Annotated in this window: 22 protein-coding genes; 9 read left to right on the top strand and 13 right to left on the bottom strand. The window is 64.5% G+C overall.

Annotated elements, in window-relative coordinates; all coding sequences use genetic code 11:
- Positions 1–37: 37 nt before the first annotated feature.
- The 4 genes from HL671_RS38830 to HL671_RS26140 form a co-directional block, all read right to left on the bottom strand.
- Positions 38–172: a hypothetical protein gene (locus tag HL671_RS38830; RefSeq protein ID WP_283813098.1), complete on the bottom strand. Its 135-nt coding sequence runs from the start codon at positions 170–172 to the stop codon at positions 38–40.
- Positions 173–241: 69 nt separating this feature from the next.
- On the bottom strand, positions 242–670 hold the full coding sequence (locus HL671_RS26130) for a GlcG/HbpS family heme-binding protein (protein WP_012045643.1): 429 nt from the start codon (positions 668–670) through the stop codon (positions 242–244).
- Between the two features lie 197 nt (positions 671–867).
- Positions 868–3822 carry an FAD-binding and (Fe-S)-binding domain-containing protein gene (locus HL671_RS26135; protein WP_172240045.1) on the bottom strand — a complete coding sequence of 985 codons (2955 nt, stop codon included), beginning with the start codon at positions 3820–3822 and terminating at the stop codon, positions 868–870.
- 117 nt (positions 3823–3939) lie between these two features.
- Positions 3940–4704 carry a GntR family transcriptional regulator gene (locus HL671_RS26140; RefSeq protein ID WP_041750915.1) on the bottom strand — a complete coding sequence of 255 codons (765 nt, stop codon included), beginning with the start codon at positions 4702–4704 and terminating at the stop codon, positions 3940–3942.
- A 128-nt stretch (positions 4705–4832) separates the two neighbouring features.
- Here HL671_RS26140 and HL671_RS26145 point away from each other — a divergent pair, with 128 nt between their 5' ends.
- From HL671_RS26145 to HL671_RS26170, 6 genes are all read left to right on the top strand, one after another.
- Complete coding sequence (locus HL671_RS26145; protein ID WP_172240048.1) at positions 4833–6038, top strand: pyridoxal-phosphate-dependent aminotransferase family protein; 1206 nt, start codon at positions 4833–4835, stop codon at positions 6036–6038.
- A 208-nt stretch (positions 6039–6246) separates the two neighbouring features.
- Positions 6247–7440: a pyridoxal-phosphate-dependent aminotransferase family protein gene (locus HL671_RS26150; RefSeq protein ID WP_041750914.1), complete on the top strand. Its 1194-nt coding sequence runs from the start codon at positions 6247–6249 to the stop codon at positions 7438–7440.
- Positions 7440–8237, top strand: a complete 798-nt coding sequence (locus HL671_RS26155) for an enoyl-CoA hydratase/isomerase family protein (RefSeq protein ID WP_172240051.1) — start codon at positions 7440–7442, stop codon at positions 8235–8237. Before HL671_RS26150 ends, HL671_RS26155 begins: the two co-directional genes overlap by 1 nt.
- A gap of 131 nt (positions 8238–8368) precedes the next feature.
- Positions 8369–9355 (top strand): Bug family tripartite tricarboxylate transporter substrate binding protein, encoded by a 987-nt coding sequence (locus HL671_RS26160; protein ID WP_172240054.1) that lies wholly within the window; start codon positions 8369–8371, stop codon positions 9353–9355.
- 32 nt (positions 9356–9387) lie between these two features.
- Positions 9388–9930, top strand: a complete 543-nt coding sequence (locus HL671_RS26165; protein WP_172240057.1) for a tripartite tricarboxylate transporter TctB family protein — start codon at positions 9388–9390, stop codon at positions 9928–9930.
- Positions 9931–10045: 115 nt separating this feature from the next.
- Entirely contained in the window at positions 10046–11566 is a 1521-nt protein-coding gene (locus HL671_RS26170; protein WP_172240059.1) for a tripartite tricarboxylate transporter permease, read from the top strand.
- Between the two features lie 723 nt (positions 11567–12289).
- Here the strand turns inward: HL671_RS26170 and HL671_RS26175 are convergent.
- From HL671_RS26175 to HL671_RS26215, 9 genes are all read right to left on the bottom strand, one after another.
- Complete coding sequence (locus HL671_RS26175) at positions 12290–12451, bottom strand: hypothetical protein (RefSeq protein WP_012045634.1); 162 nt, start codon at positions 12449–12451, stop codon at positions 12290–12292.
- A 168-nt stretch (positions 12452–12619) separates the two neighbouring features.
- Positions 12620–13810, bottom strand: coding sequence for a CaiB/BaiF CoA transferase family protein (locus HL671_RS26180; protein WP_172240062.1), 1191 nt, complete (start codon positions 13808–13810; stop codon positions 12620–12622).
- A 132-nt stretch (positions 13811–13942) separates the two neighbouring features.
- Positions 13943–15166 (bottom strand): phenylacetate--CoA ligase family protein, encoded by a 1224-nt coding sequence (locus tag HL671_RS26185; RefSeq protein ID WP_172240065.1) that lies wholly within the window; start codon positions 15164–15166, stop codon positions 13943–13945.
- Positions 15167–15287: 121 nt separating this feature from the next.
- Complete coding sequence (locus tag HL671_RS26190; protein ID WP_012045631.1) at positions 15288–16127, bottom strand: ABC transporter ATP-binding protein; 840 nt, start codon at positions 16125–16127, stop codon at positions 15288–15290.
- 164 nt (positions 16128–16291) lie between these two features.
- On the bottom strand, positions 16292–17578 hold the full coding sequence (locus tag HL671_RS26195) for an ABC transporter substrate-binding protein (protein ID WP_172240068.1): 1287 nt from the start codon (positions 17576–17578) through the stop codon (positions 16292–16294).
- A gap of 58 nt (positions 17579–17636) precedes the next feature.
- Positions 17637–18710 (bottom strand): branched-chain amino acid ABC transporter permease, encoded by a 1074-nt coding sequence (locus HL671_RS26200; protein ID WP_172240071.1) that lies wholly within the window; start codon positions 18708–18710, stop codon positions 17637–17639.
- A gap of 108 nt (positions 18711–18818) precedes the next feature.
- Complete coding sequence (locus tag HL671_RS26205; protein ID WP_012045628.1) at positions 18819–19712, bottom strand: branched-chain amino acid ABC transporter permease; 894 nt, start codon at positions 19710–19712, stop codon at positions 18819–18821.
- A 121-nt stretch (positions 19713–19833) separates the two neighbouring features.
- Complete coding sequence (locus HL671_RS26210) at positions 19834–21765, bottom strand: long-chain fatty acid--CoA ligase (protein ID WP_172240074.1); 1932 nt, start codon at positions 21763–21765, stop codon at positions 19834–19836.
- The gene (locus HL671_RS26215; RefSeq protein ID WP_012045626.1) at positions 21762–22583 is read right to left on the bottom strand and encodes an ABC transporter ATP-binding protein; all 822 of its coding nucleotides are present in this window, start codon (positions 22581–22583) and stop codon (positions 21762–21764) included. Before HL671_RS26215 ends, HL671_RS26210 begins: the two co-directional genes overlap by 4 nt.
- A gap of 337 nt (positions 22584–22920) precedes the next feature.
- Between HL671_RS26215 and HL671_RS26220 the strand changes: the two genes are divergently transcribed.
- The 3 genes from HL671_RS26220 (at position 22921) to fcl (ending at position 25744) form a co-directional block, all read left to right on the top strand.
- Positions 22921–23595 carry a Crp/Fnr family transcriptional regulator gene (locus HL671_RS26220; RefSeq protein ID WP_012045625.1) on the top strand — a complete coding sequence of 225 codons (675 nt, stop codon included), beginning with the start codon at positions 22921–22923 and terminating at the stop codon, positions 23593–23595.
- Between the two features lie 132 nt (positions 23596–23727).
- Positions 23728–24813, top strand: coding sequence for a GDP-mannose 4,6-dehydratase (gene gmd, locus HL671_RS26225; protein WP_012045624.1), 1086 nt, complete (start codon positions 23728–23730; stop codon positions 24811–24813).
- A complete protein-coding gene (gene fcl, locus HL671_RS26230; RefSeq protein WP_211400626.1) occupies positions 24794–25744 on the top strand; it encodes a GDP-L-fucose synthase in 951 nt (316 codons plus the stop codon). The genes gmd and fcl overlap by 20 nt, the downstream gene beginning before the upstream one ends.
- The last annotated feature ends 39 nt before the right edge of the window (positions 25745–25783 follow it).

The following is a 25783-nucleotide window of genomic DNA, read 5'->3' on the forward strand; positions in this document are numbered from 1 at the left end:
CGCGCTGATGAATCCTTGGTAAGCTCCTGCGCCACGGTCAGCCCGGCCGCATGTGGTGGCGCCTGTCGTCGAGAACTACAACGGTGTCGAAGTCTCGCGCGAGCTCGGCCAGTGCGCCTATCGGCGTCATGGTCTTGGCGAGCGCCGATGCCGGCAGCGGAATCTGGGACATGTGGCCTCCTCGGTGAGATCACCAAGGAAGCCGCGATCGCCGGAAAGGTTGCCAAGAGGACGAAGAGGCTCAGCCCGCATTCGGCTTGAGGCCGGCGGCCTCGATGCCGGCGATGGCGCAGATCTCGTCATTGTCGCTGGTGTCGCCGGAGACGCCGACCGCGCCGAGCAAAGTGGTGCCGTCCATGATCAGCACGCCGCCGGGTACCGGCACCATACGGCCCTGCGCCAGCGTGTTCACGGCATCGATGAAATAGGCCTGCTCCTGGGCACGCTGGAACAGCGCGCGCGAACCGAGACCGAGCGCCAGCGCGCCATAGGCCTTGCCATGTGCGACCTCGGCCCGCATCAGGCTGGTGCCATCCTGCGCTGCGGCGGCCTTCAGGCAGCCGCGCGCGTCCAGCACGATTACGGCGAGCGGCTTCAGCTTCTTCTCGATCCCCTTGGCCAGCGTCGCGTCGAGGATCTTGCGGGCAGTGTCGAGCGTGAGATCGGCCATGTCGGTGTCCTTTGTGATTTGTGATGAATAGTCGGCTTTATCATCCGTCATTGCGAGCGAAGCAAAGCAATCCTGGGCGAAAGAAAAGATCTGGATTGCTTCCGCCGTCACCCTCCGGGCTATGGCGGACAAGTCGTCGTTTCGCTCCTCGCAATGACGACAGTGAGATCATGCTCCGCGGCTTCCAGTCTCGGGAGCTACTGAGATGCCTGCGTACGCTCCAGGCTCATCGCCAGGAGCTGCGCAGCGTGCACGGCGCCGCGGGCAGCGCCGTCCTGAATCTGGTGACGGCAGGAGGTGCCGTCGGCAACGATGAAGGTCGTGCTATCAGCTTTGCGAACAGCCGGCAGCAATGAGGCTTCCGCCATCTGCAGCGACGCTTCGTAGGTCTCCGCGCCATAGCCGAACGCGCCGGCCATGCCGCAGCAGGAGGATTCGATCGTCTCGACCTCGAGCTCGGGGATCAGCCGCAGAACCTGTTCGACCGGTTTGAAAGCGGCGAAGGATTTCTGGTGGCAATGGCCATGCAGCAGCGCTTTGCCGGGCAGGGGACCGAGCGGCAATGCCAGCCGGCCGCTCTCCGCCTCGCGCGCCAGAAACTCCTCCAGCAGCAGCGCATGCGCGCTGATCGTCCGGGCGTTGGCGTCGTTGCGCAGCGACAGCAGCTCGTCGCGCAGCGTGAGAAGACAGCTCGGCTCCAGGCCGATGATCGGCACGCCGCGGGCGGCGAACGGCGCGTAGGTCTCGACCAGCCGCTGCAGCTCGGACTTGGCTTCATCGACGAGCCCGGCGGAGAGGAAGGTGCGGCCGCAGCACAGCGCGCGGCCGCCATCGACCGGCCTCGGCACATAGACGCGGTACCCCCCGGCGATCAGCACGCGCAGCGCGGCGTCGAGATTCTCGCGCTCATAGATGCGGTTGAAGGTGTCGCCGAACAGCACGACTTCGCGGCCGTTCTCGGGGCCGAACGCCTCGGCGTCGACGCGGAACGTGTCGCTGCGGAACGCCGGCAGCTTGCGTTTGGCGCTGATGCCGGCGACGCGCTCCATCAGCGCGCGCAGCGGCGCGCTGTGATTGCGCAGGTTCGCGAGCGGTGCGAAGCGTGCAGCGAGATCAGCATAGCGCGGAAGATAAGCGACGATCCGGTCACGCAAGGTGAGGCCATGGCTGGTCGCCCGTGCCGCCAGCACCTCGATCTTCATCTTGGCCATGTCGACGCCGGTCGGGCACTCGCGGCGGCAGGCCTTGCAGGAGACGCAGAGCTTCAGCGTCTCCATCATCTCGTCCGACGACAGCGCGCCTGGACCGAGCTGGCCGGAGATCGCGAGCCGCAGCGTGTTGGCGCGGCCGCGCGTGACATCCTTCTCGTTGCGGGTGGCGCGATAGGACGGGCACATCACGCCGCCGTCGAGCTTGCGGCAGGCGCCGTTGTTGTTGCACATCTCGACCGCGCCCTGGAAGCCGCCGGCAGCGCCGGGATAGGCCGACCAGTCGAGCACGGTCTTGATGTCGTCGATGCGATAATCCGGCGGATAGCGGAACAGCGAGCGATCGTCCATTCTGGGCGGATCGACGATGCGGCCGGGGTTGAGCACGTTCGCCGGGTCGAAGCGCTGCTTCACTTCCTTGAAGTCGGCGACGATACGACTGCCGAACATCTGTTCGTGGAATTCCGAGCGCACGATGCCGTCGCCATGCTCGCCGGAATGCGAGCCCTTGTACTCGCGCACCATGGCGAAGGCTTCCTCGGCGATGGCGCGCATCGCCTTGACGTCCTTCTCCAGCTTCAAATTCAGGACGGGGCGGACGTGCAGGCAGCCTTCGGAGGCGTGCGCATACATCGTGCCGCGAGTGCCGTGTCTGGCGAAGACCTCATTGAGGCGCGCGGTGTAGTCGGCGAGATGCGGCAGCGGCACCGCGCAGTCCTCGACGAAGGACACCGGCTTTCCGGCCTCCTTCATCGACATCATCACGTTGAGGCCGGCGGCGCGGAAGTCGGCGACGGCCGTCTGCAGGGCAGGCTCCGATATCTCGACCACGCCGCCCCATTTGCGCGGTTCGTTGGTCCAGGAGAAGCCGAGATCGCCCATCAGCTCGGAGAGCAGCTTCAGCTTGGCGAGGTTCGCGTCGACAGTCTCCTCGGCGAACTCCACCACCAGGATCGCATCGGGATCGCCGCGCACGGCCGCCGCAATCACCGGCCGGAACATTGCGATGTCGCGGCCGAGCCCGATCATGGTGCGGTCGACCAGCTCGACCGCGATCGGCTTCAGCTTGACCAGATGCTGGGCCGCGTCCATCGCCTCATAGAAGCTGCCGAAATGGCAGACGCCGAGCACCTTGTTTCGGATGAGCGGCCACAGCTTCAGCTCGATCCGGGTGGAGAAGGCCAACGTGCCTTCGGAGCCGACAAGGAGATGGGCGAGATTGTTGGCGGCGTTGCGCGGCGTCAGCGCGTCGAGATTGTAGCCGCCGACGCGGCGCTGCACCTTGGGAAATCTGTCGCCGATCTCGGCCGCCTCACGCTCGCCGAGCGCCAGCATGTGACGAAACAGGGCGCGGGCCTTGTCCGGCGCGTTCACGTCGGCTAGGTCGCGCGGCACCTCGGCGAAACGCGCCTGCGTGCCGTCGGCCAGCGCGGCGTCGATGGCGATGGTGTTGTCGCGCATCGTGCCGTAGCGCAGCGAGCGGCCGCCGCAGGAATTGTTGCCGGCCATGCCGCCGATCGTGGCGCGCGATGCCGTGGAGACGTCCACGGGAAACCACAGGCCATGCGTCTTCAGCTGGCGATTGAGGTCATCGAGCACGATGCCCGGCTCGACCACGCAGGTCCGCCCGGCGACGTCAAGCGAGACGATGCGGTTGAGGTGCTTGGAAAAGTCGACGACGATTCCCTCGTTGACCGTCTGGCCGCATTGCGAGGTGCCGCCGCCGCGCGGGGTGACGATGCGGCCGTCATCGCGGGCGATGGCCAGCGCCCGTAAAGCCTCGTCCATCGTGCGTGGCACGACCACGCCGGCCGGGATGACCTGATAAAATGAGGCGTCCGTGGCGTAGCGGCCACGATTGAAGCGATCGAAAAAGACGTCGCCGGTGATCTCGGCGCGGAGCTTCTGTTCCAGCCTGGACGGACCGGCTTTGGCGTTCGGCATGATGGTCCCTGGTCGGCCCTGGTCTGGTCGCGGTTCCCCACGCCTCGGCCCGGTGTCAATCATTTGCAGCGTACCGTCAACCAGATTGCATGCAATTTGAGAAGGCCATTCTCAACCTTAGTCTACTCCAACCGGCTTTCCGCCGGGTGGGGCGGCGACGGCCTGCCCCTCGGCAAAGTAGGCGATCGCGGCCGCCCCCTTGTTGCGCAAATGCTGGAAGAGGATGTCAGACAGCTCGCTGCCGGCTCGGCGGCGCAACGCGTCGAGGATCTGCTCATGCTCGCGCATGGCCTCGCTCCAGCGTTCGCGCTTGCGGGCGAAATTGGCTGAAAAGCGGACCCGACGGATGCGTCCGGCGAGGCTCTCATAGGTCGCGTGAAGGGTCGCATTGGCGGCGGCATCGACGATCGCGCGATGGATGAGCTGGTTCACATGAAAGTAACCATGCATGTCCTGCCGAATGTAGAAGCCGTACATATCGTGATGAAGTTGCTCGATATTTTTGATGTCTTCATCCGACATTTTCTCGCAGGCGAGGCGTCCGGCAAGACCCTCCAGGCCGCCCATCAGGTCGAACAATTCGCGAATGTCTGCGGCGCTCAGGGGGCGCACCCGCGCGCCGCGATTGGGCAGCAGCTCGACCAGCCCTTCCGCCGCGAGCACCTTCAGGGCTTCACGCAAGGGCGTGCGGGACACCCCCAACATCTCGCAGAGCTGCCGCTCGGACAACCGCCCGCCGTCGGGGACATGGCCCTCGACGATGTAGTCGCGCAGCCTGGCCAGGATCTCGTCATGCAACGAGGTCTCGTCCCGCGCTGATGTCGTGCGGCTGCCTGGCTCGGCAGAGGGGGGCATTTCGATGTCGGGAATCATGGAGCTCATGCCACAGCATTGTAGCGGTGATTACAGATTGGGTCGATCTCATATATGAATTCGTTATGTGCCTTGCGCAGTCAAAAATTGCATGCAATCATAGGTGCTGCAATGCCGCTGTCGTCTGGAGTTTTCCTTTGACCCGTCACCAAGGCCGCCATTTCCTGCACATTCCGGGACCGAGTCCGGTGCCCGAGCGGGTGCTGCGGGCGATGGACATGCCGGTGATCGACCACCGCAGCGCCGAATTCGGCGAACTCGGCAAGGCCGTCCTCAGCGGCTCGCAGAAGATCTTCAGGACCGCGAGCCCGGTGATCATCTACCCGTCCTCCGGCACCGGCGCCTGGGAGGCTGCGATCGTCAACACGCTGTCACCCGGCGACAAGGTGCTGATGGTCGAGACCGGCCATTTCGCCACGCTGTGGCGGCAGATGGCGGCGCGCTGGGGGGTAGAGGTCGACTTCATTCCGGGCGACTGGCGGCGCGGTGTCGACCCCGCAATGATCGAAGAGAAGCTCGCGGCCGACACGGCGCATCAGATCAAGGCCGTGATGGTCGTGCACAATGAGACCTCGACCGGCGCGACCAGCCGGATCGGCGAGGTCAGGGCAGCGATGGATCGCGCCAAGCATCCGGCGCTGCTGATGGTCGATACCATCTCGGGCCTCGCCTCGGCCGACTTCCGCTTCGACGAGTGGAAGGTCGATGTCGCTGTGTCCTGCTCGCAGAAGGGTTTCATGCTGCCGCCGGGGCTCGGCTTCAATGCGGTTTCGGACAGGGCTCGGGCGGTTGCCAAGACCAACAAGATGCCGCGCTCGTTCTGGGATTGGGAAGACATGCTGAAGCTGAACGCGAATGGCTTCTTCCCCTATACGCCTGCGACGAACCTGCTTTACGGCTTGCGTGAGGCGATCGCGATGTTGCTCGAGGAAGGCCTCGACGAGGTATTCGCGCGCCATCAACGGCTGGCAGAGGCCACCCGTGCCGCGGTCCAGCATTGGGGGCTGGAGGTGCTCTGCCAGGAGCCGAGGGACTATTCGCCGGTCCTGACCGCCGTGCTGATGCCGCCGGGCCATGATGCAGATCAGTTCCGGCAGGTCGTACTGGACAATTACAACATGTCGCTCGGCTCGGGCCTCTCCAAAGTGGCCGGCAAGGTGTTCCGTATCGGCCATCTCGGCGAGTGCAACGAGTTGACCCTGATGGCCGCGTTGAGCGGTGTCGAGATGGGGCTGCGTGTCGCCGGCGTGCCGCATCGTGCCGGCGGCGTCGATGCTGCGATGGCGCTTCTGGAGCAGCCCATGCCCGGCAATGCGCCGCGGCACCTCGCAGTTGTGAATTGAGGCGAAATCGCGTGCGGTTGCGGGTCAAATCCGCCCGTGCCGCGCTGCACAGCAGAAGGAAGCCCGTGTGCATCTGAGGGATGTCAGCCCGAAGCGATCGGTGCTTGCGTCTTCTGTGTTGACGCCAGCGGTCTGGCGGGAGAAAAGCGCGGCGAGCGCGTGGCATGCCACGTCCGCGCACCAACCAAACGACCGGGGATGGACGCCAATGACTGTGCACACAGGACGGCATTTTCTTCAAATTCCGGGGCCGACCAACGTGCCCGACCGCGTGCTGCGCGCGATGGACATGCCGACGATGGATCATCGCGGTCCCGAGTTCGCCGAGCTCGGTTTTGCTGTGCTGGCGGCCAGCCAGCGGATCTTCCGCACCAAGCAGCCGGTGATCATCTATCCGTCGTCCGGCACCGGCGCCTGGGAAGCGGCGATCGTCAACACGCTCGCGCCCGGCGACAAGGTGCTGATGGCCGAGACCGGCCAGTTCGCGGTGCTGTGGCGTGGCATCGCCGACAAGTTCAAGCTCGACGTCGACTTCATCTCCGGCGACTGGCGTCATGGCGCCGACATCGCGGCCATCGAGCAGCGCCTCGTCGAGGACAAGGCGCACAAGATCAAGGCCGTCTGCATCGTGCACAACGAAACGTCGACCGGCTGCCTCACGCCGCCGCTCGAGGTGCGCAAGGCGCTCGATCGCGCCGGCCATCCGGCGCTGCTGATGGTCGACACCATCTCCGGCCTCGGCTCGATGGAGTACGAGCATGACGCCTGGGGCATCGACGTCTCCGTCGCGGGCTCGCAGAAGGGCCTGATGCTGCCGCCGGGACTCGGCTTCAATGCTGTCTCGGAGAAGGCGCTCGCCGCCGCCAAGGCCAATCCGGGCATGCGCTCGTATTGGGATTGGCAGGAGATCATCAATTTCAACAAGCTCGGCACCTTCCCCTACACGCCAGCCTGCAATCTCTTGATGGGCCTCAACGAGGCGCTGAAGATGCTGGAGGAGGAGGGCCACGAGAACGTGTTCGCCCGCCATCGCCGCCACAGCCTCGCCACCCGCGCCGCCGTGAAGGCCTGGGGTCTCGATACGCAGTGTCAGGATCCGCAGGCGCATTCTCCGGCGCTGACCGGTGTCGTGATGCCCGAGGGCCATGATGCCGACCAGTTCCGCAAGCTCGTGCTCGAGCACTTCGACATGTCGCTCGGCACCGGCCTGAACAAGATCAAGGGCAAGGTCTTCCGCATCGGTCATATCGGTCACTTCAACGACCTGATGCTGATGGGCACGCTCGCCGGCGTCGAGATGGGCCTCGCGCTTGCCAATGTGCCGCATCGGGCCGGTGGCGTGCTCGCGGCGATGGACGTCCTGAAGGCGCGCGAGGCCGCGCCGATTTCGAAGGTGGCCTGATGAACGCACCTGCGACCGGATCCGACGATCTCATCTATGCCGTCGACGACGGCATCGCCAAGATCACCTTCAACCGGCCGCAGGCGCGCAACGCGATGACATTCGCGATGTACGACCAGATGGCCTCGATCTGCGAGGCCATCAATGCCGACCGGTCGATCAAGGCGCTGATCCTGACCGGCGCCGGCGACAAGGCGTTCGCCTCCGGCACCGACATCTCCCAGTTCCGTGCCTTCAAGACCGCGCAGGACGCGCTCGACTATGAGGCGCGGATCGATCGCGTGCTCGGCACGCTCGAGCTCTGCCGCGTGCCGGTGATTGCGGCGATCGCCGGCGCCTGCACCGGCGGCGGCGCCGGCATCGCCGCCTGCTGCGACATCCGGATCGGCACCGAGACCACCCGCATCGGCTTTCCGATCGCACGCACGCTCGGCAACTGCCTATCGATGTCGAACATCTCGCGCGTGGTCTCCCTGATCGGACCGGCGCGGACCAAGGACCTGATCTTCAAGGCGCGGCTGGCCGAGGCGCCGGAGGCGCTTGCGCTCGGCCTGCTGAACGAGATCGTTCCCGACGTCGAAACCCTGCAGACGCGCGCGCTTGAGACGGCGAAGCTCGTCGCGTCGCATGCGCCGATCACGCTCGAAGTGACCAAGGAGGCGGTCCGCCGCATCCGCCGCACGTTGACGCGCGACGAGGGCGAGGACCTGATCCTGCGGGCCTATATGAGCGAGGATTTCCGCGAGGGCATGGACGCGTTCCTCAACAAGCGGACACCGAACTGGAAGGGCAAGTAGCGCATGCCGCGGCTGCGACCTTATGCGGACATCGCGATGCGGCATTTTCCTTGTCATCTTGAACTCATCACAATAAGCCAGCAGTATCCTGGTAGGATGCAAGCAGGCGCTTCGAACGGGGAAGAAAACACGTGCGCAACCTGATCAAAATCGCGGCCGCAACGGCGGTTCTTTTCGGAAGTGCGCCGGCCTTTGCCGGCTGGGAACCGACCAAGCCGGTCGAAATCGTCGTGGCTGCGGGCGCCGGTGGCGCATCCGACCAGATGGCCCGCATGATGCAGGCTGCGATCCAGAAGAACAATCTGCTGAAGCAACCGGTCGTCGTGTCGCTGAAGGGCGGGGCGTCCGGAGCCGAGGCGCTGATGTACATGAAGTCCAGCGATGGTGACGCCAACAAGGTCCTGATCGCCTATTCGTTGATCTATATGCTGCCGCTGTCGGCCAAGCTGCCGTTCGACTGGCATGAGCTGTCGCCGGTCGCGGTGATCGCGCTCGACCAGTTCGTGTTGTGGGACAATGTCAATGGTCCGAAGACGGTGAAGGAGTTCATCGAAGCCGCCAAGGCATCGAGCTCGCCGTTCAAGCTGGGCGGCACCGGCTCGAAGCGCGAGGATCACGTGCTCACCGTGTTCCTGGAGAAGAAGACCGGCGCGAAATTCTCCTATCTGCCTTACAAGTCGGGCGGCGAGGCTGCGACGCAACTGGTCGGCGGCCATACCGAGGCGAACGTCAACAATCCCTCCGAGAACCTGGAGGTCTGGCGCGCCGGCCAGGTGCGTCCGCTCTGCGTGTTCGACAAGGAGCGCATCTCCTACACCGCCAAGGTCACGGAGACGCAGTCCTGGAATGACATTCCGACCTGCAAGGAGCAGGGCCTGGACGTGCAGTACCTGATGCTGCGCGCGATGTTCTTGCCAGGCAAGGTGACCCAGGAGCAGCAGGAGTTCTACGTCGACCTGTTCAGCAAGCTGGTGCAGACGCCGGAATACAAGGACTACATGGAGAAGCAGGCGCTCAAGCCGATCTTCCTTACGGGCAAGGACATGGTGCAGTTCCTCGAAGAGGACGGCTCGCTGAACAAGCAGCTGATGACGGAAGCCGGCTTCGTCGCCAAGTGAGGCCGGGCGAGGCGAGGGGATGAGGAGGATCGATGTCCAACGCTGAGCTCGAGATCGCGGTCGACGATCCGACCGCGCCTGAGGAGGATTCTCCTTCCGTCACCTCCAACCGGACCGTCGACGTCGCTGTGTCGCTGCTGCTGCTCGCGCTCGCCGTCGTGCTCGCCTGGGACAATTGGCGGACCGGGGCGTCCTGGGACTCCACCGGTCCGGAGCCCGGCTACTTCCCGTTCTATCTGTCGGTGATCCTCGGCGGCGCCAGCCTTTACGGCATCGGCGCGGCCTTCCTGTCGCGCAAGGAGGCGGTCGAGACCTTCGTCACGCGGGCGCAGTTGCGCCGCGTGATGGCGGTGTTTGTGCCGACGCTTCTGTTCTGCATCGCCATGCAGTTTCTCGGCATCTATGTCGCGAGCTTCCTGCTGATCGCCGGCTTCATGCGTATCGTCGGCAGAATCGCGATCTGGAAATCTCTGCTCACGGCGTTCCTGTTCAGCGCCGTGATGTTCGTGACCTTCGATATCGTCTTCGACGTGCTGATGCCCAAAGGACCGCTCGAAGCGGCGTTCGGGTACTGACACTGCTATCTCTCCCTGTCATTGCGAGGAGCGAAGCGACGAAGCAATCCAGGGCTTCACACGCGACTCTGGATTGCTGCGCTCGTAATGACGGAAACCGAGCTGGAATGAAATCATGGAAGCCTTGGGTCTGCTGCTGCATGGGTTCGCGGTCCTCCTGACGTGGAAGACGCTGGCGCTGATGATGGTCGGGCTGGTGCTCGGCGTGTTCGTCGGCGTGCTGCCGGGACTTGGCGGCCCCAACGGCGTCGCGATCCTGCTGCCGTTGACCTTCTCGATGGATCCGACCTCGGCCATCGTGATGCTGTCCTGTATCTATTGGGGCGCGCTGTTCGGCGGCGCCATCACCTCGATCCTGTTCAACATCCCCGGCGAGGCCTGGTCGGTGGCGACCACCTTCGACGGCTATCCAATGGCGCAGCAGGGCAAGGCGGCCGAGGCGCTGACGGCGGCTTTCACCTCGTCCTTCATCGGGTCCCTGGTCGCCGTGCTGCTGATCACCTTCCTGGCGCCGTGGATCTCGTCCTTCGCGCTGAAGTTCGGCCCGCCCGAGTTCTTCGCCGTCTATCTGCTCACCTTCTGCTCCTTCGTCGGTCTCGGACGTGAGGACAAGCACAAGACCGTCATTGCGATGGCGCTCGGGCTGCTGCTTGCCGGTGTCGGCATGGACACGGTCTCGGGCCAGCTGCGCATGACCTTCGGCTCGACGGATCTGCTCCGCGGCATCAACTTCCTGGTCGCCGTCATCGGCCTGTTCGGCATCAGCGAGATCCTGCTGACGATGGAGGAGCGCCTCGCGCTGCGCGGTCACGCGGCTTCGATCTCGCTGCGCACGGTGCTTGCGGTGTGGAAGGACCTGCCGAAATACTGGATGACCCTGCTGCGCTCCTCGGTGATCGGCTGCTGGCTCGGCATCACGCCGGGCGGCGCGATCGCCGCGTCCTTCATGGGCTACAATCTCGCCAAGCGCTTCTCCAAGGACCCGGACAGTTTTGGCAAGGGCCGCATTGAGGGCGTGTTCGCGCCTGAGACCGCCGCGCACGCCTCGGGCACCGCGGCGCTTTTGCCGATGCTGGCGCTCGGCATTCCTGGCTCCGGCACCGCGGCGATCCTGCTCGGCGGTCTGATGGTGTGGGGCCTCAATCCTGGACCGCTGCTGTTCGTCGAGCACAAGGATTTCGTCTGGGGCCTGATCGCCTCGATGTATCTCGGCAACGTCGTCGGCCTCGTGCTTGTGCTCTCGACCGTGCCGATCTTCGCCTCGATCCTGCGGGTGCCGTTTGCGGCGGTCGCGCCGATGATCGTGGTGTCCTGCGCCATCGGCGCCTATGCGATCCAGAACGCGATGTTCGACGTCTGGCTGATGCTCGGCTTCGGCGTCGTCGGCTACGTCTTCAAGAAGATCAAGATTCCGCTGGCGCCGTTCACCTTGGCGCTGGTGCTCGGCAGCCGTGCCGAGGATGCGTTCCGCCAGTCGATGATCATCTCCGGCGGCAACATGAAGGTATTCTGGGCGAACGGTCTCGTCGGCACCATCACGACGCTCGCGATCCTGCTGTTGTTCTGGCCGCTGATCGATCGGCTGGTCGCGAGCATCAGCAAGTCGAGCGCGCCGGCTGCGAAGGCCGAGGCGTAGGCGGCGGACCGCAGGCCGCGACGTTCGGGGCCTCATGGTTCGAGACGCTCCGCGCGCAACAGTTGGTGGAGTCCACTACCTTTTGAGGCGCGGCGCTCCTCACCATGAAAGGTGAGATCGTGCTGCGCATTCAGATCTGGTCCGGAGGAGCCCGCCGCAGGCGGGCGTCTCGAAGGACGGCCACAGGCAAGATGAGCCGCGCCGACCACGCGTTCTGCGCTGGGGCGGAGGCGCCGCCGCTGGAATGGCAGGACGCCACAACAAACACGCAAGAATTCGCGTGAGATTGCGACCACTGGCTCGATTGGGCCTTGGCGTGGATCGAACTGGACCGTGGCACCGTTGCCACATCAGGGAGGAGGCTGGCTTCGCGGCGACGGACCGTTGTTCAAATCCTTTCCGCGCTTCTCCAGAGGTTGTGTCTTTGCGATGACAGCTTTTTAGGCAGGGCGGTGGTAGGCTTCATTCATGGGCAGACGTTGTGCTGCTCACGCGCGGTGCCTGATCTCTGGTCATCGCGTCCTGATGTTTCCTCCCGAGACGATCCCTTGCCCGGCGCTTGCGTCGGGCTTTTTTTGCGTTCGGCGTGTTCTGACAAGGATGCCTGTTCGCTCCTTGCCTCATTCTGGTCCCGAATGAAAAAGCCTCCGTCCGGATTGTCCGAACGAAGGCCTCGGGACGCGTTGATATCAGACGAGAGCGTTGAACTCAGGCAGCTCAGTCTCAGTTCACCTTCTCTGCGACGGGCATGTGGTACCAGTCGGATTCGTTGTCGAGCATCGTCTCGTCGAACAACAGAGCACCAGGAGCAGTCACAGCGGCCGCGTTGACGTCGCGTACGATGTCCATCGCCGTCAGGAATTCATTCAACTCGGTCGCGCTCATGGTCCGCTACTCCTCACGCGCGCGGGCCCCATGAGGTCCGCGATCAACTGATGCGAAGAGATTAACGCGGTCTTGCCTTGGCCTCAATCCGGCCAAGTTGGAAGTTCCAACGTGGTGACATCTTGGCCACAGCGGCGGGATGCCGCAGCTTGGTCATATTGCACCTGCTCACACGACGCGATGCAGGCGAAGATCAGCGATTTCGCCGTCGGTGAAGCCGAATTCGGAGAGGATCTCCTCGGTCTGCTCGCCGAATTCCGGCGGCCGTGCCGCCATGCGACTCGGCGTGCGCGACAATGTGAAGGGCTGCGCCACCAGCGTGATGTCGCGGCCGTCGTCGCTGGCGACCTGCTGCGCCATGCCGAGGTGCTTGACCTGCGGGTCCTCGAACATCTGATCGATGGCGTAGATCGGGCCGCAGGGCACGCCGGCGGCGTTGAGCTCGGCGACCCATTGCTCGCTCGTCTTCGCCACCGTTCGCTGGTTGATCTCGGCGTTCAACGCGTCGCGGTTCTTGGAGCGTGCCGGCGCCGTCGCGTAGTCGGGATTATCGATCCATTCCGGTGCGCCCAGCGTCTGGCATAGCCGCTCCCAGATCCGGCCGCCGGTCGCCGCGATGTTGATGTAGCCGTCGGAGGTCTTGAACACGCCGGTCGGGATGCTGGTCGGATGGTTGTTGCCGGCCTGCGGTGCGACGTCCTTCTCCATCAGCCAGCGCGCGGCCTGGAAGTCGAGCATGAAGATCTGCGCCTGCAACAGCGAGGTCTGCACCCACTGGCCTTCACCGGACACCTCGCGCTCGAGCAGCGCCGTGAGAATGCCCATCGCGCAGGACAGGCCTGCGGAGAGATCGGCGATCGGGATCCCCGCGCGCATCGGCCCTTCGCCGGGCGCGCCGGTGATCGACATCAGCCCGCCCATGCCCTGCGCAATCTGATCGAAGCCCGGCCGCTTGGCATAGGGGCCGTCCTGGCCGAAGCCGGAGATGCTGCCATAGACGATGCGCGGATTGACCTTGCGAACGGCCTCGTAATCGATACCGAGCTTGGTCTTCACATCCGGCCGGTAGTTCTCGATCACGACGTCCGCCTGCTTGGCCAGCCGCATGAACACGTCGACGCCCTTGGGGTCTTTCAGATTGAGTGTCATCGCACGCTTGTTGCGATGCAGGTTCTGGAAGTCGGCACCACGGCGCGGGCCGCCGAGCGCCTCGCCGCCATCCTCCATCATGGCATCGATCTTGATAACGTTGGCGCCCCAATCGGCAAACTGCCGCGCGCAGGTCGGGCCGGCGCGCACGCGCGTCAGATCGAGCACGGTGAAGCGGGACAGGGCTTTGGACGCGCGCGGGAAGGCCATGCGGACGAACTCCGAGAGAGCGTGACATGGCTGTATAGGAGAGGGCGCGGGAGGCGACAATTGCGCATGGGCCGTGCGCACCCCGCCGCTCATGCCGCTGCTGCAGGGCTACGCTTCGAGCTGGAACCTGGCTCAGCGCTCGTCTGCGATCACCTTGCCGTCGTTGGGCAGCGTTCCCGGCGCGACCAGCTCGACCTGGCCGCCGAGCTTGGTGACGCTGCGCAGGCTGGTGGCGAGCGCGTCCTGCAGGCCATCAGATGGCGCGGCGCATTCGGCCTTCAACGTCATCGCGTCGGTTTCCCCGGCGCGGGTGACGACCAGCCGCAGCCGGCCGAGCTCCGGATGGCGCTTGCCGATCTCGGCGATCTGCTCGGGTCGCACGAACATGCCCTTGATCTTGGTGGTCTGGTCGGCGCGGCCCATCCAGCCCTTGATGCGCATGTTGGTGCGGCCGCAGCGGCTGACGCCGGGCAGGGCGGCGGTGAGATCGCCGAGTGCGAGGCGAATCCAGGGATGGGCAGGATCGAGCGAGCTGACGACGATCTCGCCGACGTCGCCCTCGGCCACGGGATCACCCGTGCCGGGGCGGACGATCTCGAAAATGAGATCCTCGTTGACCACCATGCCCTCGCGTGCCGAGGTCTCATAGGCGATGATGCCGAGATCGGCGGTGCCAAAGGCCTGGTAGGCATCGATCCCGCGCGCCTTGATCTCGGCCTGCAAGGACGGCGGAAAGGCCGCGCCCGACACCAGTGCACGCTTGATCGAGGAGACGTCGCGGCCGGCGCTCGCCGCGCCATCGAGCAGGATCTTGAGGAAGTCGGGCGTGCCGCTGTAGCCGATCGGGCGATAGGCCTCGATCAGCTCGAACTGTGCCTCGGTGTTCCCCGGTCCGGCCGGGATCACCGCGCAGCCGAGCGCGCGCGCCGAGGCATCGAAGATGAAGCCGCCGGGCGTCAGATGATAGCTGAAGGTGTTGAGCACGACGTCACTGCTGCGGAAGCCGGCCGCGAACAGCGCGCGCGCGCCGCGCCAGGGATCGGTGTGGGCCGCCTCTGGCTCGAAGATCGGGCCGGGCGAGGTGAACAGACGGGAGAACGCGCCAGGCGCCTGCGCGACGAAGCCGCCGAACGGGGGAGCGGCCTTGTGCAGGGCCGGCAGCTGCGACTTGCGCAGCACGGGCAATTGCGCCAGCGCGGTGCGGCTCGTGATGTCCCGGGGATCGATGCCCTGCAGCAGCGCGGCATAGGCGGGCGCCTTGATCGCTGCATGCAGCACGTCGGGCAGGCGGCCGAACAGATCCTGCTCGCGTTCGGCGGGATCACGGGTCTCGAGGGCGTCGTAGTGGGTATTCATGCCCAGTCCTTCGGTCTTGCACCGTCATGCCCGGGCTTGTCCCGGGCATCCACGTCGTTCGTCGTTCCGGCTCGCGCGTGGATGGCCGGGTCAAGCCCGGCCATGACGAGCAGATAGTTCGCTACAGCCACCGCTTCCGCCGCTTGAAACTCTTCAGGTTCTTGAAGCTCTTGCGCTGGTCGCCGGCGCCGCCGAGGTAGAATTCCTTGACGTCCTCGTTGTCGCGCAAACTGTCCGCGGTGCCGTCGAGCACGACTTTGCCCTGCTCCATGATGTAGCCGTGGCTGGCGACCGACAGCGCCGCGCGCGCGTTCTGCTCGACCAGGAGGATGGTGACGCCGAGATCACGGTTGATCTCCTTGATGATCGCGAACACCTCCTTCACCAGCAGCGGCGACAGGCCCATCGAGGGCTCGTCCATCAGGATCATCTTCGGCCGCGCCATCAGCGCGCGTCCGATCGCCAGCATCTGCTGCTCGCCGCCGGAGAGATAGCCGGCGAGGCCCGTCCGCTCCTTCAGCCGCGGGAAATAGTTGAACACCATCTCGATGTCGCTGTTGACCTCACGGTCGCTGCGGGTGAACGCGCCGAGCTTGAGGTTTTCGAGCGAGGTCATGTCGGCCACGATGCGCCGGCCCTCCATGACCTGGAAGATGCCGCGGCGGACGATCTTCTCCGGATCGATGCCGTCGATGCGCGCGCCGTCGAACATGATCTCGCCGCGCGTCACCTCGCCATCCTCGGTCTTGAGCAGGCCGGAGATCGCCTTCAACGTCGTCGATTTGCCGGCGCCATTGGCGCCGAGCAGCGCGACGATGGCGCCCTTCGGCACATCGAGGCTGAGCCCGCGCAGCACCAGGATGACGTCGTCATAGACGACCTCGATGTTGCGAACGGAGAGCAGGGGGGCGGCTAAGGCACTGCCTGCGCCGGCTCGCGGAGTGTCGAGTGTCTCGGTCATTGTGGTTGTCCACCGCTGTCGTCCCCCGCGAAGGCGGGGGACCCAGTATTCCAGACACGCCGATGCTTCACCGAGAAGCCGCGGCGTCCTGGATCCCCGCTTTCGCGGGGATGACGATCGTGCGTGGAGTTGCTGCCGAGCTCATTCGGCATCAGCTCAGCAACTTACCAACCCGCCCATTCGGCCTTGCGCGGCAGCTCGATGGTCTTGACCTTCTCGAGCTTGATGACGCCCTTGGCCATCAAGTCGTTGAGGTCGCCATCGGTCGGTCCCGTCACGCGCGCGCGATAAAGGTCGACCTTCATCGTGCCGCGGTGGTCCTTCTCGGTCCAGGTCGAGGGGCTGCAGACGCCTTCCATGCCGGCCGGCACCCAGTCCTTCTTCTGGTGGAAGCCCTTGGCGACGTTCTCGCCGGTCGGGCCGCCATTTTTCACCGCCCACTCGATTGCTTCCTTCATGTAGAGCGAGGAGCAGACCGCGGCGACGTAGTGCACCGGCCGATAGACCTTGCCGGTGGGATCGGACATCTTGGCGATCTCCTGCACCGTCTTCATGCCCGGTGCATCGCCGCCCCAGCCGACCGAGGTGCGCAGCGGGAAGATCACGCCATCGGCGGCATCGCCCGCGGTCTTGGCGGCGTTCTCATCCATGCCCCAGACGTTGGACAGGAACTGCACATCGACGCCGGCGTTCTTGCAGGCCTTCATCACCGAGATGTTGGAGGCCGCGGTGTTGCCGAGATAGGCGTAGTTGGCGCCGGAGCTCTTCAGGCTCAGGCATTGCGCGCTGTAGTCGCCGGGCGCCAGCGCGAACACCAGCGGCGGCAGCACCTCGAAGCCGAGCTCGGTGGCGAGCGCTTCGCCCGCGGCCTTCGGCGCGTTGGGGTAGGGATGGTTGGCGCCCATGTGCACGAATTTGGGCTTGCCGGGCTTGCCCTTGGCCTTCCAGTCCTCGGCCGCCCAGGTCAGCTCGGCGCGCAGCGCGTCCGAGTAGCTCGGTCCGTAGAAGAAGTTGTACGGCGCCGGCTTCGCCTTGCCGCTGGTGCCTTCCGGATCGGTCAGCGCGGCGGCATAGGAGCCGGACATGTCCGGGATCTTGTCATTGGCGAGGAAGCCGGTGAGCGCCTCGGTGTCGGCCGTGCCCCAGCCCATGATCGCGGCGACCTTGTTGTCCGGCGCCGACCACTTCTTGTACAGCGCGATCGCGCGCGGTACCTGGTAGCCATAGTCGTTGCTGTCGACCGCGAGTTGCTTGCCGCCGATGCCGCCGTTCTTGTTGACCCAGGCGAAGGTGTCGACGACGCCCTGGCCATAGGGCGTGCCGACGTCGGACGTGCCGCCCGACAGATCCTGCAGATGGCCGATCGCGATCTGCTGCGCGTTCGCCGATGCGGCGAAGGTGCCTGCGAGCAGCGCCAGCGCCGCCGAGCCGAGCCATGATTTGATCGTCATAGTGCTTCCTCCTGTGGTGCATCCGGGCCGGATTGTCGCCGGTCCCTGTTGGTTGGAATCAATGTGAGAACGGGTAGAGCTTCCAGTATGTCTTGATCTGTCGCCAGCGACGCGCGAGCCCGTCCGGCTCGAACATCAGGAAGGCGATGATGATCAGGCCGATCGCGATCTCGCGCAGGAAGGTGATGTTGTTGTTGAGCGCGAGCGCCTTGTCGATCGCGCCGCCCTTCAGATTGTGGCTGAGCCACTCCATCGACTCCGGCAGCAGCACGACAAAGGCAGTTCCCATCAGGGTGCCCATGATCGATCCGGTGCCGCCGATGATGATCATGGCCAGGAACAGGATCGAGCGCTCGATGCCGAAGCCTTCCTGTGAGATCACCAGTTGGTAGTGCGCATAGAGCGCGCCGGCGATGCCGGCGAAGAACGCGGCCAGGCCGAACGACAGCGTGCGGTACTTGGTCAGGTTGATGCCCATGATCTCGGCCGAGAGATAGTGGTCGCGGATCGCGATCAGTGCGCGGCCGTCGCGGGTGCGCATCAAATTGGTGACGAGCAAATAGCAGACCAGCACATAGGCCAGCACGACGTAGAAATATTGCCGGTCGCCGCGCAGCGTATAGCCGAAGATCGAGAACGGATTGGCGGACGCAGGCACCGAGCCGCCGGAGAACCATTCGGCGCGGGAGAAGAAGTCGAGCAGGATATATTGCGCGGCGAGCGTGGCGATGACGAGATAGAGGCCCTTTAGCCGCGCCGCGGGAAGGCCGAACACCAGCCCGACCAGCGCCGTGATCACGCCGGCCAGCGGGATCGCGAAGAACACCGGAATGGCATAGGTGTTGTTGATATAGGCCGATGTGAAGGCGCCGAGCAGGAAGAAGCCGGCCTGGCCGATCGAGATCTGCCCGGTGAAGCCGACCAGAATGTTCAGCCCGAGCGCCGCGATTGCGAAGATGCCGATCTGGATCGAGACCGACAGCCAGTATTCGGAGAACACAAGCGGCGCGAAGCACAGCAGGATCACGCCGGCGATCGCGAAATTGCGGCTGGTCTTGGTCGGGAAGATCGTGGTGTCGGCCGCATAGGAGGTGCGGAAGTCACCGGCGGGGATGGTGGAGCGTGCAACCATGGCGGGCCTATCTCGCCTGGATCTTGAGTTGCGTCATGGGCTCGCCCTTCGCTTTGGTTTGAGCATGATCGTTACCGAAAACCGGTCTCCACTTTTCGGCGATCATGCTCATATCCGCTCGATGTCTTTGGTGCCGAACAGGCCGTAGGGCTTGATCATCAGGATGAGGATCAGCACGTAGAACGGCGCGATCTCGTAGAGATTGCCCCAGTGCAGGTATTGGCTGTCGACATATTGCGCGATGTTTTCGAGCAGGCCGATGATGATGCCGCCGAGTACGGCGCCGCCGACCGAGTCGAGGCCGCCGAGGATCGCCGCGGGAAACACCTTGATGCCATAGGCGGACAGTCCCGACGACACGCCGTTGACGACGGCGACGACGACGCCGGCCACGGCGGAGACGGTTGCCGAGATCGCCCAGGCCATCGCGAACACGTTCTTGACGGAGATGCCGAGCGATTGCGCGACCTGCTGGTTGAAGGCGGTGGCGCGCATCGCGAGGCCGTATTTCGAGGCTTTGAAGAACCAGGCCATGCCGAGCATCATCGCGACCGAGACCGCGAGGCTCATGACATAGACGGTCTGGATCTGTAGCCCGAACAGATCGACTGCCTTGCTCGCGAACACCGGCGGGAACGGCTGCGGATTGACGCCGAACATCCATTTCAGCGCCGCCTGGAACACCGTCGACAGGCCGATCGTCACCATGATGACGGAAATGATGGGCTCGCCGATCATGGGACGGAGGATCACGACCTGCACGGCGATGCCGAACGCGAACATGAAGACGAGCGTCAGCGGCATGCCGACCCAGAACGGGACTTGATATTTCGTCAGCAGCAGCCAGCACACCCAGGCGCCGATCAAAAGCAGCTCGCCTTGGGCAAAATTGACGACCTGCGTCGCCTTGTAGATCAGCACGAACGACATCGCGACCACGCCATAGAGCGTGCCGACCACGAGGCCGTTGACGAGGAGCTGGATAAGGAAGGAGGTATTCATGATCGTTCTCACGCGTCACCGCCGGGCTCGACCCGGCGATCCATCGCGAAGGAGGTTTTCGGAAGAGGATGGATGCGCGGCTCAAGCCCGCGCATGACTGTCTCTTGTGACGGAAGGCGCATCACTCCGCCGCCTCCGCCATGGGTCCGTGGCCTCCGAGATCCACCACCCTCAACGTCGTGCGGATGCGCTGGGTGGTGCCGTCCTGGAAACGGATGACGGTGTCGACGGGGATAGCCGGCTTGCCGCCATAGATGCCGTCGATAATGTCGGCGTATTTCTCGTTGATGACGCTGCGGCGGACTTTGCGGGTGCGGGTCAGTTCGCCGTCGTCGGCGTCGAGCTCCTTGTAGAGCAGCAGGAAGCGGGCGATACGCTGCGCAGCCGGCAGATGCGCGTTGACGGTCTCGACCTCCTTCTGCAGCAGCGCATAGACCTCGTTGCGCGAGGCGAGATCGGAATAGGTGGTGAACGCGATGCGGTTCTTCTCCGCCCATTTCGAGATGATGGAGTAGCGGATGCAGATCATCGCCGCGAGATGCTCGCGGCCGGCGCCGAGTACGACCGCTTCGGCGATATAGGGCGAGAACTTCAGCTTGTTCTCGATATATTGCGGCGAGAAGCGCTCGCCGCGCGCGGTCTCGGCAAGATCCTTGATGCGGTCGATGACGACCAACTGGTTGTGGTCGTTGAAATAGCCGGCATCGCCGGAATGCATCCAGCCGTCTTTGACGTCGGCGGCCGAGGCTTCAGGGGCCTTGTAGTAGCCTAAGAACATGTTGGGATGGCGCACCAGGATCTCGCCGATGCCCTGGCTGTCGGGCTGGTCGATCCTGATCTCGATGTCCTCCGACATCGGTACGCCGGTCGTGTCGGGATCGACCTTGTCGGCAGGGTGCAGCGTGTAGGCCCCCAGCAGTTCGGTCTGGCCGTAGAGCGTGCGCAGCGGCACGCCCATGGCGCGGAAGAACTTGAAGGTGTCAGGCCCGAGCGCGGCGCCGCCGGTCGCGGCCGAGCGCAGCCGGGTGAAGCCGAGACGGTCGCGCAGCGCGCGGAACAGCAGCATATTGGCGAAGCTCGAATGCTGGCCTTTCTCCAGCGCCGCGAGACCGGTCGACATGCCCAGATGATACAGCCGCTGCTTCAGCGGCGAGGCGTCCATGACGGCGGCGCGGACGTCGGCCGCGATCTGCTCCCAGACCCTTGGCGCGAACAGCACGAAGGTCGGCGCGATCTCGCGGAAGTCGTTCATCATCGTATCCGGCTCTTCGACGAAGTTGACCTTCATCCGGCAGAGCAGACCTTTGCCGAGCACATAGACCTGTTCCATGATCCAGGGCAGCGGCAGCACCGAGACATATTCGTCTTCGGGCCCCTTGGGGTCGAAGGCGAGATAGGTGGCGCAATGCTTGAGCACGCGCGCGGCTGAGAGCATCGCGAGCTTCGGATGCGAGGTCGTGCCCGACGTGGTGCAGAGGATCGCGACGTCGTCGCCCTGGGTGGCATCGACCATGCGGTCATAAAGATCCGGCTCGCGGGCGGCCCGGTTGCGGCCGAGCTCGGCGAGCTTGTCGGCCGGCATCAGCCTGGGATCGTCATATTTCCGCATGCCCCGCGGATCGGAATACACGATGTGCTTCAGCGCCGGCACGCGATCGGCGAGATTCAAGAGCTTGTCGACCTGCTCCTCGTCCTCGGCGAATACCAGCCGCGCTTCGCCATAATTCAGGAGATAGGCGGCCTCGTCGTCGAGCACGTCGCGATAGAGGCCGAGGCTGAACGCCCTGATCGCATGGGTGGCGATTTCGGCTGCGACCCAGTCCGGCCGGTTGTCGCCGATGATGCCAATGACGTCGTCCTTGCCGAGCCCGAGCGCGACCATGCCGAGCGCGAAATCACGGACGCGGGCCTGGTAGTCGGCCCAGGTGAAGGTGCGCCAGAGGCCGAGATCCTTCTTGCGCAGCGCGATCTCCTGGCCGTGCTCCCTGGCATTCAGCCGCAGCAGCTTCGGATAGGTGTCGGCCTGTCTGACGCGCCCCGCATAGTCCATCATGCCGCGTCCTCCGCAATGGAGGGCGCCTCGTCGGGATCGACCAGCAGTTCGTCCTCCTCGCCGAGATAGGCGCGCTTGACGTGGGGATCGGCGAGCACGGCGGCCGGATCGCCCTCTGCGATCTTGCGGCCGAAATCGAGCACCATGACGCGGTGGGAGATGTCCATGACGACGCCCATGTCGTGCTCGATCATCACGACGGTCATGCCGTACTCCTCGTTGAGGTCGACGATGTAGCGCGCCATGTCCTCCTTCTCCTCGAAGTTCATGCCGGCCATCGGCTCGTCGAGGAGGATGAGATGCGGCTCGAGCGCCATTGCGCGGGCGAGCTCGACGCGCTTGCGCAGGCCGTAGGAGAGGGTGCCCGCCGGCGCCTTGCGCACCGACTGCAGGTCGAGGAAGTCGATGATCTCTTCGACCTTCTCGCGGTGCTTCAGCTCCTCGCGCCGCGCGCCGGTGAGCCAATAGAGCGAGCCGGTGAGGAAGTTGTTCTTCAACAAGTGATGGCGCCCGACCATGATGTTGTCGAGCACGCTCATGTGGTGGAACAAAGCGAGGTTCTGGAATGTGCGGCCGATGCCGATCTTGGCGCGCGCATTCGGCGGCAGGCCGGTGATGTCGTGGCCGCGATGGAACAGGCGGCCTTCGGTCGGCTTATAGCGCCCGGAGATGCAGTTGACGATCGAGGTCTTGCCGGCGCCGTTCGGGCCGATGATCGAGAACAGCTCGCCCTCGCGCACGCCGAAGCTGACGTCGGTCAGGGCTTTCACCCCACCGAAACGCAGCGACACCCCGCGCGCTTCCAACGTATAGTCCAAGTCGTCCTCCCGAAGTCCTTGCCGGCGCTTGTTGCGCTCTTCAAGCCTGGTGTCGCGACGTAGGCTCGCCGCTGTCGTCGAACTCTATCCCGCCCGCCTGTTCCGCGCCATCCGACGAATGACGGGCGGTTACGGCAGGCGCATTTTGCCGCATGCCGGTCTTTCGCGTCATCCGGGCTGGGGATGAACCCGAGAGGCCCGAGTCGAATGCGGTGGTCCTGGATAAGGGAAAGCGCTATTAGGAACTGTCTTGCGCCTGACAATTCCCGGGCAAAATTCAAGACGTGATTGTTGCGATGCAATACGGTCGCGGGATTCGAAGTAACGAGACGACGGCTTGATCTCCTCCGACACCCTGCTGCGCATCGCGCCCTGGTCGCGCCATCTCAAGCCCGAGGAGATCGACGCTGCCTCGGCCGGCATCGTCGAGCGCTCCTTTGCGGCCAACGAGCACATCTTTTTGCGTGGCGATCAGTTCGATTATTGGACCGGCATCGTCTCGGGTCTGGCCCGCATGAGCACGGTATCGCGGGGCGGCAAGGCGACGACGTTTGCGGGCATGTCGGCCGGCGCCTGGTTCGGCGAGGGCAGCGTGCTCAAGAACGAGCCGCGCCGCTACGACGTGGTCGCGCTGCGCGATACCCGTGCGGCGCTGATGGAGCGGCAGACCTTCATGTGGCTGTTCGAGAACAGCGTCGGCTTCAACCGCTTTCTGGTCACTCAGCTCAACGAGCGGCTCGGCCAGTTCATTGGCCTCGTCGAGGTCGGCCGCACGCTGGATGCGACGGCGCGGCTGGCCCGCAGCATTGCCGCGCTCTTCAACCCGATCCTCTACCCCAACACGACCCGTCACCTCGAAATCACCCAGGAGGAGATCGGGGCACTCTCCGGCCTGTCGCGGCAGAACGCCAATCAATGCCTCAAGACCTTGGAGCGCGACGGCCTGTTGCGGGTGGAATATGGCGGGGTGACCGTGCTCGATCTCGACCGCCTGCGCTGCTACGGGGATTAGACCTACCTTTGCATCCTATTTCTACGCCATTGATCTGACATATGTTTTCCATTGAGCTTGACCGGCGGCGGCGGCTATGGACTGCTCGTGGGGAACGCGGCCTGCAGGGGCGGTGGCGATGTTGGAGTGGTGATGGCGGGCAAGGATTGCAGCGGCCGGGTGGCGCTGATCACCGGCGTGACCGGGCAGGACGGCGCTTACCTCGCCGAGTACCTGCTCGGGCTCGGCTATACCGTGCATGGCATCAAGCGACGATCGTCGTCGTTCAACACCGGACGGGTCGATCACCTCTACCAGGACCCGCACGAAGGCAATGTGCCGTTTCTGCTGCATCATGGCGACATGACCGACTCGACCAATTTGATCCGGCTGGTGCAGCAGATCCGTCCCGACGAGATCTATAATCTCGCCGCGCAGAGCCATGTCGGCGTCAGCTTCGAGAGCCCGGAATACACTGCCAATGCCGACGCGCTCGGTGTTCTTCGCCTGTTGGAAGCCATTCGCATTCTCGGCATGGAGAAACAGACCCGGTTCTATCAGGCATCGACGTCCGAGCTTTACGGGCTGGTCCAGGAGATCCCGCAGCGGGAGACGACGCCATTCTATCCGCGCTCCCCTTACGGCTGTGCCAAGCTCTACGGCTACTGGATCACCGTGAATTACCGCGAGGCCTACGGGATGTTCGCCTGCAACGGCATCTTGTTCAACCATGAGAGCCCGATCCGCGGCGAGACCTTCGTGACGCGCAAGATCACCCGCGGCGTCGCCCGCATCGAGGCCGGTCTGGAGGAGGCCATCTATCTCGGCAATCTCGAGGCCAAGCGTGACTGGGGCCATGCCCGCGACTATGTCGAGGGCATGCACCGGATCCTGCAGGCGGATGTGCCGGATGACTTCGTGCTGGCGACCGGCGAGACGCATTCGGTGCGCGAGCTGGTCGAGCTTGCCTTCGCCGAGGTCGATCGCCGGATCGAATGGCGCGGTGAGGGGGTCGAGGAGACGGGTATCGACTGCCGGTCCGGCAAGGCGGTGGTGCGCATCGATCCCAATTATTTCCGGCCCACCGAGGTCGATCTCCTGATCGGCGATTGCAGCAAGGCGCGTGACAAGCTCGGCTGGACGCCGAAGACCAGCTTTGCACAACTGGTCAAGGAAATGGTTGCGAGCGACCTCGTCGCGGCGCGGCGGGAGGCGGCTCGTGGCAGCAACACGCTTTGAGCTCGCGGGAAAACGCGTCTTCGTCGCCGGCCATCGCGGCATGGTCGGCAGCGCGCTGGTGCGGCGTCTGGTGCGCGAGAACGTCGCGCTCATGACGGTGCCGCGCAGCGAGGTCGATCTGCGCGACCAGGCCGCCGTGTTCGCATGGTTTGCCCGCGCCAAGCCGCAAGTGGTGTTCCTGGCTGCGGCAAAGGTCGGCGGCATCGTCGCCAACAACACGCTGCGGGCCGAGTTCATCTATGACAATCTCGCGATTGCGACCAATGTCATTCACGCCGCGCATGTGAACGGCGTCGAGAAGCTGATGTTTCTCGGCTCTTCCTGCATTTACCCGAAGCTCGCCGCGCAGCCCTTGCGCGAGGACGCGATGCTCACCGGCGCATTGGAGCCGACCAACGAGCCCTATGCGATCGCCAAGATCGCCGGCATCAAGATGGTCGAGGCCTATCGCAGCCAATATGGCGCCGACTTCATCAATGTGATGCCGACCAATCTCTACGGTCCGGGCGACAATTATCATCCCGAATACAGCCATGTCGTCGCGGCGCTGATCCGGCGCTTCCATGAGGCGAAGCGAAGCGACGCCGCCGAGGTCGTGGTATGGGGCACCGGCACGCCGCGGCGCGAATTTCTCTATGTCGACGACATGGCCGATGCCTGCCTGCATCTGATGAAGACCTTTTCGGCGCCCGAACTGGTCAATATCGGCACCGGCGAGGACATCACCATCGCCGATTTCGCCCGTGTGGCCGCGGCCGCGGTGGGCTATCGGGGCCGCATCAGCTTCGATCCGTCACGGCCGGATGGCACGCCGCGCAAGCTGCTCGACGTCTCGCGCCTCGCCGCGCTCGGCTGGCGCGCGACGACGCCCCTGGAGGAGGGGATCAGGCTCGCCTACCAGGCGTTCCTGCGCGAGACGGGTCAGGGCTAGTTCTCCGTCATTGTCATTGCGGGGCGAGATTGCGCCGAC

The organism is Bradyrhizobium denitrificans (assembly GCF_013179005.1).
Taxonomy (GTDB): domain Bacteria; phylum Pseudomonadota; class Alphaproteobacteria; order Rhizobiales; family Xanthobacteraceae; genus Bradyrhizobium; species Bradyrhizobium denitrificans.

Excerpts from the sequence above, each read along its gene's own strand:
- HL671_RS38830 (WP_283813098.1), bottom strand. The coding sequence starts at position 172 with ATGTCCCAGATTCCGCTGCCGGCATCGGCGCTCGCCAAGACCATGACG.
- HL671_RS26130 (WP_012045643.1), bottom strand. The coding sequence starts at position 670 with ATGGCCGATCTCACGCTCGACACTGCCCGCAAGATCCTCGACGCGACG.
- HL671_RS26135 (WP_172240045.1), bottom strand. The coding sequence starts at position 3,822 with ATGCCGAACGCCAAAGCCGGTCCGTCCAGGCTGGAACAGAAGCTCCGC.
- HL671_RS26140 (WP_041750915.1), bottom strand. The coding sequence starts at position 4,704 with ATGAGCTCCATGATTCCCGACATCGAAATGCCCCCCTCTGCCGAGCCA.
- HL671_RS26150 (WP_041750914.1), top strand. The coding sequence starts at position 6,247 with ATGACTGTGCACACAGGACGGCATTTTCTTCAAATTCCGGGGCCGACC.
- HL671_RS26155 (WP_172240051.1), top strand. The coding sequence starts at position 7,440 with ATGAACGCACCTGCGACCGGATCCGACGATCTCATCTATGCCGTCGAC.
- HL671_RS26165 (WP_172240057.1), top strand. The coding sequence starts at position 9,388 with ATGTCCAACGCTGAGCTCGAGATCGCGGTCGACGATCCGACCGCGCCT.
- HL671_RS26170 (WP_172240059.1), top strand. The coding sequence starts at position 10,046 with ATGGAAGCCTTGGGTCTGCTGCTGCATGGGTTCGCGGTCCTCCTGACG.
- HL671_RS26175 (WP_012045634.1), bottom strand. The coding sequence starts at position 12,451 with ATGAGCGCGACCGAGTTGAATGAATTCCTGACGGCGATGGACATCGTA.
- HL671_RS26180 (WP_172240062.1), bottom strand. The coding sequence starts at position 13,810 with ATGGCCTTCCCGCGCGCGTCCAAAGCCCTGTCCCGCTTCACCGTGCTC.
- HL671_RS26185 (WP_172240065.1), bottom strand. The coding sequence starts at position 15,166 with ATGAATACCCACTACGACGCCCTCGAGACCCGTGATCCCGCCGAACGC.
- HL671_RS26190 (WP_012045631.1), bottom strand. The coding sequence starts at position 16,127 with ATGACCGAGACACTCGACACTCCGCGAGCCGGCGCAGGCAGTGCCTTA.
- HL671_RS26195 (WP_172240068.1), bottom strand. The coding sequence starts at position 17,578 with ATGACGATCAAATCATGGCTCGGCTCGGCGGCGCTGGCGCTGCTCGCA.
- HL671_RS26200 (WP_172240071.1), bottom strand. The coding sequence starts at position 18,710 with ATGGTTGCACGCTCCACCATCCCCGCCGGTGACTTCCGCACCTCCTAT.
- HL671_RS26205 (WP_012045628.1), bottom strand. The coding sequence starts at position 19,712 with ATGAATACCTCCTTCCTTATCCAGCTCCTCGTCAACGGCCTCGTGGTC.
- HL671_RS26210 (WP_172240074.1), bottom strand. The coding sequence starts at position 21,765 with ATGATGGACTATGCGGGGCGCGTCAGACAGGCCGACACCTATCCGAAG.
- gmd (WP_012045624.1), top strand. The coding sequence starts at position 23,728 with ATGGCGGGCAAGGATTGCAGCGGCCGGGTGGCGCTGATCACCGGCGTG.